This window comes from Pseudomonadota bacterium (assembly GCA_026388215.1).
GTDB lineage: Bacteria > Desulfobacterota > Syntrophorhabdia > Syntrophorhabdales > Syntrophorhabdaceae > JAPLKF01.
The window spans coordinates 1-7383 of the sequence record JAPLKF010000262.1 but is presented as its reverse complement, the minus strand read 5'-3'; the positions used below and the strand labels follow the sequence as shown (position 1 = coordinate 7383).

General features: G+C 43.4%; 8 protein-coding genes. 7 read left to right on the top strand and 1 reads right to left on the bottom strand.

All coding sequences use genetic code 11. From position 1 onward, the window contains the following. From NTU69_12315 to NTU69_12300, 4 genes are all read left to right on the top strand, one after another. The coding region (locus tag NTU69_12315) for an imidazole glycerol phosphate synthase subunit HisF (protein ID MCX5804290.1) at positions 1-96 on the top strand (96 nt) is incomplete at its 5' end. 72 nt (positions 97-168) lie between these two features. Next, positions 169-549: a phosphoribosyl-AMP cyclohydrolase gene (gene hisI, locus NTU69_12310; protein MCX5804289.1), complete on the top strand. Its 381-nt coding sequence runs from the start codon at positions 169-171 to the stop codon at positions 547-549. Between the two features lie 494 nt (positions 550-1043). Beyond that, positions 1044-2153, top strand: coding sequence for a C4-dicarboxylate ABC transporter substrate-binding protein (locus NTU69_12305; GenBank protein MCX5804288.1), 1110 nt, complete (start codon positions 1044-1046; stop codon positions 2151-2153). An 8-nt stretch (positions 2154-2161) separates the two neighbouring features. Further along, positions 2162-2365, top strand: coding sequence for a hypothetical protein (locus NTU69_12300; protein MCX5804287.1), 204 nt, complete (start codon positions 2162-2164; stop codon positions 2363-2365). 312 nt (positions 2366-2677) lie between these two features. On the opposite strand, the gene NTU69_12295 is transcribed toward NTU69_12300, so the two are convergent. Next, entirely contained in the window at positions 2678-2935 is a 258-nt protein-coding gene (locus NTU69_12295; GenBank protein ID MCX5804286.1) for a hypothetical protein, read from the bottom strand. 256 nt (positions 2936-3191) lie between these two features. Here NTU69_12295 and NTU69_12290 point away from each other — a divergent pair, with 256 nt between their 5' ends. The 3 genes from NTU69_12290 (at position 3192) to NTU69_12280 (ending at position 6522) form a co-directional block, all read left to right on the top strand. After that, a complete protein-coding gene (locus tag NTU69_12290; GenBank protein ID MCX5804285.1) occupies positions 3192-4340 on the top strand; it encodes an MFS transporter in 1149 nt (382 codons plus the stop codon). Between the two features lie 539 nt (positions 4341-4879). Continuing rightward, the gene (locus NTU69_12285) at positions 4880-5530 is read left to right on the top strand and encodes a flavodoxin family protein (GenBank protein MCX5804284.1); all 651 of its coding nucleotides are present in this window, start codon (positions 4880-4882) and stop codon (positions 5528-5530) included. A gap of 356 nt (positions 5531-5886) precedes the next feature. Continuing rightward, positions 5887-6522 (top strand): DsbA family oxidoreductase, encoded by a 636-nt coding sequence (locus tag NTU69_12280; protein ID MCX5804283.1) that lies wholly within the window; start codon positions 5887-5889, stop codon positions 6520-6522. Positions 6523-7383 lie beyond the last annotated feature (861 nt).

Below are 7383 nucleotides of genomic sequence, written 5' to 3'. Positions count from 1 at the left end.
GCGGTGCTTGCTGCATCTATATTCCACTATAGAGAACATACAATTATTGAAGCGAAGCAGTATCTGAGAGATAGAGGAGTGGCGGTGAGGCTTTAGCATGGAGCGAAGAGCATGGAGCGTAGAGTTAATACCCTTTGCTCTAAGCACTCAGCTAATAAAGGAGTTGATATGGAAAACATAAAGTGGGATGAAAAAGGGATTGTACCTGTTGTTGTTCAGGACGAGAAGACAAAGGATGTATTGATGGTTGCATATATGAATAGAGAAGCCTTTGAACTCACGTTGACGACTAAAAAGGCGCATTACTTTTCGAGGTCAAGAAATAAGATATGGCTGAAAGGAGAAACCTCAGGCCATATACAAAAGGTTAAATCTGTGTATCTGGATTGTGACAACGACACACTTCTTCTTGTCGTTGATCAGAGGGTGGCAGCATGTCATATGGGGTTCTGGAGTTGTTTCTACAGGGCCTGGAAAGACGGCTGGAAGGTTGTAGGCAAGAAGGTTTTTGATGAGGGGAAGGTATACGGCAGTAAAGGCAGCAAATAGCGTGGTGCAGAGAGTATAGGGCGGAGAGTATAGGGCAAAAACAGCGTGTAGTCTGGTTGAGCAAAAGGCCGTTAAGAGGCAAAATGAGCGTATTTTAGGTGAGGGGAAATTAATTTAAGATAGCATTTGTCATTACCTCCGAATATACAACATTTCAATCCATATTCAATAATATCACTGGAGATTTTTAGCTTGAAATTGAATTAAAATTGGAGGACAATAGATAAAAAGGGGCGGGCATGATGGAGATCAATTCAAAAATCACTTTTTGGCGGAGAGTAGGGATTATGCCACGAAGGCAAAGAAAGTTATAATTTAATGGGCGTCCCTAAGGCCCCACGTCATCGTGCAATTAGGCCTCCTTGATCTACAATGGACATTACAGTATACTCAGATCATCTAATAACAAGTTCTCGGTTGGTCAGTGAGAAGCATGGTCGGCGGTCATAACCTGATGTAATTGCTCTATACATATTGCTGAGGAGGGATAGGCGATGGGTCGTAACAAAATCAGGGAACTAACTCCAAAGGTCTTATCATTTGCTGTTATCTCGGTCCTCTTGATCGTAGCGCTTTTGTTCTGGGTGAGCTATCATTATGTCAAACCATTTCCACCAAAATCCCTGATCATGGCCACCGGCTCGCAAGGTGGTGCCTTTGCCTTTTTTGGCGAACGTTACCGGCAGATACTGGCCCGCGATAACATCCGACTTGAATTACGTTTATCATCAGGGGCCGTGGAGAATTTGCAACTCTTAAGGGACAAATCCCAGAAGGTTGAGGCGGGTTTCGTTCAAGGAGGAATAGCGAAAATTGAGGAAACATCAGATCTTGTTTCTCTTGGCAATCTGACCTACACACCGCTGTGGGTATTTTACCGGGGTAATAAAATCCTTGATGACCTGTCACAACTCAATGGAAAAAGAATCGCCATCGGACCAGAAGGAAGTGGCGTACGAAAATTTGCACTTGATTTGCTGAAGGCTGCGAACGTTTCCGGTCCGGCAACAGTATTTTATGAGCTTCCATATACATCTGCTGATAAGGCGATAAAAGAAGGAAGGTTGGATGTGGTTATGCGATTCGGTGCAGCCGATAACCAGTTTGTAGTAAGCTTGCTTAACGCGAAGGACATCAAGTTAATGAATTTCACCCAAGCCGAAGCCTACACCAGGCTGTTTCCGGATCTCGCCCACGTGATTTTACCCAGGGGAGTTCTCAACCCGTCAAAAAGTTTCCCGGCTTCAGATGTCCACCTTCTGTCTCCGCGGGTAGATCTCATCGTGCGCAAAAACTTGCATCCGGCCTTGGTGTATCTCCTTCTGAAGGCCTCGGTCGAGATTCACAGCGGGGCTGGATGGGTCCACAAAGCGGGGGAGTTTCCATCACTGAATAAGCAGGACTTTGCGATTAGTGAACAGGCCCGGCGATTTTATAAGTCGGGCGGTTCGTTGCTTTATGATTATCTTCCCTTCTGGGCGGCCACATTTATCGACCGCATGATCTTGATATTGATTCCCCTGGGCGTAGTTCTGATACCACTGATTGGCGGTCGAAATATTACCGCTGGTACCGTGAACTCAGGAATATTGAGAGGGAAGTGACCCAATGCATGCAACCAGAAAGCGTCAAGGACTTACAGACGAAACTCGATCGAATCGAGGAAACTGTCAGCAGGATTCGTGTGTCGGTTGCTTTTTATGATGAACTTTTCATCCTGAAGGAACACATACATATGGTTCGGCGTCAGCTTTTCCTGGTGAATCATCCATTATCCGAAGAGTCTGATGATGGTAGCCATAAAAAATGCACATGATAGAAAAACGCAGAGTAACGGCTTGAGATGCTAAATGAACAAGCAAATAAACGACTTCGCGGGGAGAATTTTCGCCATCACCTGTATATTTTGTCTCAAAGGTTTGTTGTGAAGATTGCTATCATCAATCTTCATGCTCCATCACATCGCGCTGCTGAAGGCTTGTAGGTGCGCTCGATAGCCGATAACTTCCTGCAATGTTGTTATTACAATTCCCTTTTAATATGCAACATTACAACTGGTATTCAATGGGGCTGAACGTAGTTTTCGGCTTGTAAATGAATTTAAACTGCCTGCCCTGTAAACTTCCCGTCAAGTCGTGAGATTAATAATACTGCCGATGGATTGAGGGTTGGCAGCAGTGCTGTCACTGGTAGAGGTTACGGTTGTATTCTGCGCGCTGCCGCTCTCCATGTCCTGCATTAGTGTAGCAAAGGCCTTCTGGGCTACTGCGAGGTCGCCGGAATTCAAGCTTTTCTCAAGGTCCGTGAAATCGCTCTTTAGCTGCTGAAGCCAGGTCTGCAGACTGCTTTGATAAACGTTGGTACTTGAAATACCAGAGATCGACATGATGTACCTCCTTAAAATTAAATTTAGAACAATCTATATTAGTGCAAACGGTGTACCATTCTATAAGAGAAGGAGCTCACTTGATACATAACTGCAAGGTGAACGCTACATCATTTAAATTCTTGTTGACCCTGTTAGTACGATTAAGTAAACTCCAATCCTAACATGAGTTATTCCTCAACATCTTTTATCTTTACGAATCGCCCCTAATATGCGACGTTACTTCATTTTCGTTACTGCTGGGTTAGGCCTCCTGATGTACTCCATTGATAGTACGGTAGTTGCTGTAGCCTTCCCCAACTTCATAAAAGAATTCAACACCAGTGTCCTCTGGGCCGGATGGACCATTTCAATTTATTTAATTGCCGTCGCCATGGTGATGCCGTTGGCGGGAAAGCTAAGTGACACCTTCGGCCGTAAGAAAGTTTTCCTCATTTCTCTCATACTTTTCACGGCCAGTTCTCTCGCCTGCGGCCTCGCACCCAATATCTATACGTTGATAGCATGTAGGTTCCTTCAAGGCATTGGAGGAGCAAGTTTTCTTCCAACTGCATCCGGGATTGCGAGCGATCATTTTCCGGAGAATCGGGAAAGGGCCATTGGCTTTTTCACCAGTATTTTCCCCATAGGGGGTCTTATTGGGCCAAACTTAGGGGGATGGATTGTGAGCCGATATTCCTGGCGATACATCTTCTATATCAATTTACCGATCGGCATAAGTTTAATAATTTTAATTATAATGCTGTTTAAAGACTCCAGGGTTTTTTCTCGGCCTCACATAGACATTCGAGGGGCTTCTTTTATCAGTGGGGCGATACTCTTTCTCATGTTCGGCTTGAATCTTGTTGGTGAAAGCTTCTCTGCCCTCTCCCTTCTTTCTGCAGCAGTTTTTTTAGCCCTCGGCCTTTCTTTACTTTTATTATTTTTTCGCCAAGAAAAGAAAGAAACGAACCCAATCATGGACCTTGTTTTGTTAAAATCAAAACCTTTTCTGGCAGCAAACTTATTAAATATGTTTGTAGGTGCTGGAGTTTTTGGAATCTTTGCTTTCATACCACTCTATGCTACCTCAGTGCATAAACTATCGACGTTGATGAGCGGTATGATACTGACTCCCCGATCTTTGGGAATCATTCCCGCCTCAGCTATCGTCAGCTTCCTGCTCAAACGATGGGGGTACCGATGGCCCATGGTGTTGGGTTTGGGTATCATCTCTTTTACGACAGTCCTTCTCGGACAAAGCCAGTTATGGAGAGTGATGGGTATTCAATTGGGAAGTGCTGAAATACTGTCTCTCCTGATACTGGTTAATGGAATTGGTATGGGAATCATGTTTCCCGCTGCCAATAACGCATGTATTGAGCTGATGCCCGAGACGTTGGAGGAGCATTGGGAGTATCCATAATTACTTTCATTCTCCATTTAAGTTCTGATTCTGGCACTGGATTTAGGATTACCTTCCTCTCTTTCGGTCTTGGACTTTTATTTGCAATTCCTCTCGCCTTCCTTATGCCCGTGGGAAAAAGAAAGGGGAGGTAAGGCCGCTGCCTTTCTTTTTCTAAAGCCTTCCTTGCGCTTGCTTTCATTGGTAATAGTTGTTTTTCAATGTTAACGAATGTATTTAGTAGTAGTAGGTGTAGATAGCGATTCCGCCGGATATTCGATCTTGAAAAATCGATAATTGGATTTTTTGTTTAGTCCTTCCTATAATCAAGCGTTATGATTAAGTAACTGCAATGCGACATTTCCATTGGTAATTGATACATATCATAATAGAAATTTTGAAAAAGCTCTTTACAAAATCAACAATAATTTATAAAGTTTGCGAAAGGGGTGGTATAGGGTGGGAGTTAGCCGATATTTGTTACAGTAGCATAAAATAATAATGTTAGATGAAAAGAGATTTGATTATTTAAGAACATCAAAACAAAGGAGATCTAACTTATGAAAGTGATTGCATTTAACGGAAGCCCTAGGAAAAAATGGAACACGGCAACACTGCTTAAAAAGGCTCTTGAAGGAGCCAAATCACAGGGGGCAAAAACAGAACTCATCCATCTGTATGATCTGAACTTTAAAGGATGCATCAGCTGTTTTGCCTGCAAAACAATAGGTGGCAAAAGTTATGGCAAATGTGCTGTAAAGGATGACCTGACACCAATCCTGAAAAAGGTAGAGGAAGCCGATGCCCTTATCCTGGGTTCCCCGATCTATTTTGGAACTGTTACCGGAGAGATGAGATCGTTTATGGAACGTTTGATGTTTCCCTATCTGGCTTATACCAAACCTCCACAATCACTTTTCCCCAAAAAGGTCAATACGGGGTTTATTTATACTATGAATGCCACCCCGGAGGGGATGAAAGAATTTGGCTTCGATCAACACATCGTTCTGAATGAAAGGGTCCTGCAGATGTTATTCGGAGCTTCGGAGTCACTTTTAAGCTTTGATACCTATCAGTTTAAGGATTATTCAAAGGTGGTTGCGGGTCGTTTTGACCCAGAGAAGAAAGCAAAGGGACGCAAGGAAATATTTCCAAAGGATTGCGAAAAAGCCTTTGACATGGGAGCTAGATTTGCCAAGAAAAATGGATAGATAAGAGGTGCTTTTTAACACACTAATTTATGATAAAAAATCAACGATCTTGCGGCCGACAGCTAAACGCTGCGGCTGAAGAGCAACACTCTATTTCCTTCCGTAACCTTCACTTCTATTTAAAGGTTGGCATGCAAAACTTGTAGGTATTATCCATACTCTCCTGTTTCCTCCTACCATTAATTTCTGTATAACTATCTTATAAGCAGGTAAGATTTGCCCCAAGAAAGACAGGGAGACTTATTTCTTCCTGGGTCGCCGAACCCTTTATTTTCAGTCTGTCCCCTGCCTCTTGGAGCCATGATATTCTTGACGGTAAGCCTTTTTTGCTGTATCTTTAGTTAAAAAGGAGATCTATGACTACGTCAACGATACTTGAGGTATTCTCGGATTATGTCTGACCCTGGTGCTATTTCAGTACCGTGCGTACTGAGCAACTGAGGAAGGATTATGACATCGAGGTCCGATGGCTCGCTTTCCCCCTCCACCCCGATACACCTGAAGACGGGGTCACACTGGAAGAACTTTTCTCCGGCTCGTCAGTAGACATCAAGGGTATCACGCAACGGTTAAAACGTGTGGCTGACGGATTAGGCTTACCCCTGACCGAGCAGAAAAGGACATACAACACCCGCTTGGCTCAGGAATTGGCCAAGTGGGCGGAATACAAAGGCAACGGGGAACAGTTTCACGAAGCGGTGTTCCGAGCATATTTCGTCGCCAATAAGAATATTGGGAAAGCGGATGTATTGGTTGACGTTGCAGAGTCATTAGGCCTTCCCGGTGAGGAGGCGAGATCTGTCATCGAATCGAGGACGTTCAGAGAGGCAGTTGATTCCGATTGGTCCCGGTCTCGCGCCTTGGGCATAAGAGCAGTTCCTGCCTTTGTGGTTAATGGCCGCGAGGTTACGGGGTTCCAACCATACGACGTCCTCGCGAAGTTCCTGAAGACTTGCGGTACAATAGAACGTCAAAACGCTGTCCCGGAATAACATCGGCGCAATCACGTCTGAGGAGGTATTTTGAGTGTTTTCCGGCAAACATCTGGGTTGAAGTGTTTTATTCAGCAAAGTCGATATCCCCTTCATGTCTACTGCCATCTACAAGCCCTGCAAAAGGTATTCAATGCAGATTCGCACATGGGCAATTTTAGGGACATCCTATTGTGACTTAGCCCATAAATTTAGCTAAACGGCAAGGTTATGCTTCCATTTCTCAAGGGTGGTGCTCGAGGACTCCTTCCTTGTAAGCAAGTTTTTTGAACCTAAGTTCGATATGCAACATTACGAGCGGAACTAAGTAATTCTGTATGAGGATTATTACTTGCAGATTAACGATAATTACAGTATTTAATGAATCTTCGTACCCAGTAAACATTGAACTGATTTTGTTATCTGGAATAGTCTTCGTTTGCACAAGAAACACTTCGAAGTCTTCAAGGATAGCCGGCTTATTCTCCATTCTTCTTTCTCAATAAATATTTTTATGAGTTAATACCATGCAATATATCACCTCATTTACTATAAAGTGTTGCAAGCCATAAAATGCCTATGTTGATACGCAACAGTCCAGGTAATTAAAATAACATATGAATGTATTAATCACCTACCAGAGATAAAGTCATTAACTGATAGAGTTTCGATTGACAAAAATTACTGATAAGAATAATATTTGAGAAATTATAGCTTGCAGTAGAATTATTGTTCGGGCGGGGAACAAAGGATAAAATGGCAAAACCAAGAACACCCAAAAAAGAGATTCTCACGTTGAAGGTAAGCCTTGATGAATCAAAGCCAGAAATTTGGCGGCGATTTAAAATCTCGGAAAACATGACGCTTGCGGGACTTCATGAC

Coding starts and splice junctions, on each gene's coding strand:
- hisI (MCX5804289.1), top strand. CDS start 169: ATGGAAAACATAAAGTGGGATGAAAAAGGGATTGTACCTGTTGTTGTT.
- NTU69_12305 (MCX5804288.1), top strand. CDS start 1,044: ATGGGTCGTAACAAAATCAGGGAACTAACTCCAAAGGTCTTATCATTT.
- NTU69_12300 (MCX5804287.1), top strand. CDS start 2,162: ATGCAACCAGAAAGCGTCAAGGACTTACAGACGAAACTCGATCGAATC.
- NTU69_12295 (MCX5804286.1), bottom strand. CDS start 2,935: ATGTCGATCTCTGGTATTTCAAGTACCAACGTTTATCAAAGCAGTCTG.
- NTU69_12290 (MCX5804285.1), top strand. CDS start 3,192: ATGTACTCCATTGATAGTACGGTAGTTGCTGTAGCCTTCCCCAACTTC.
- NTU69_12285 (MCX5804284.1), top strand. CDS start 4,880: ATGAAAGTGATTGCATTTAACGGAAGCCCTAGGAAAAAATGGAACACG.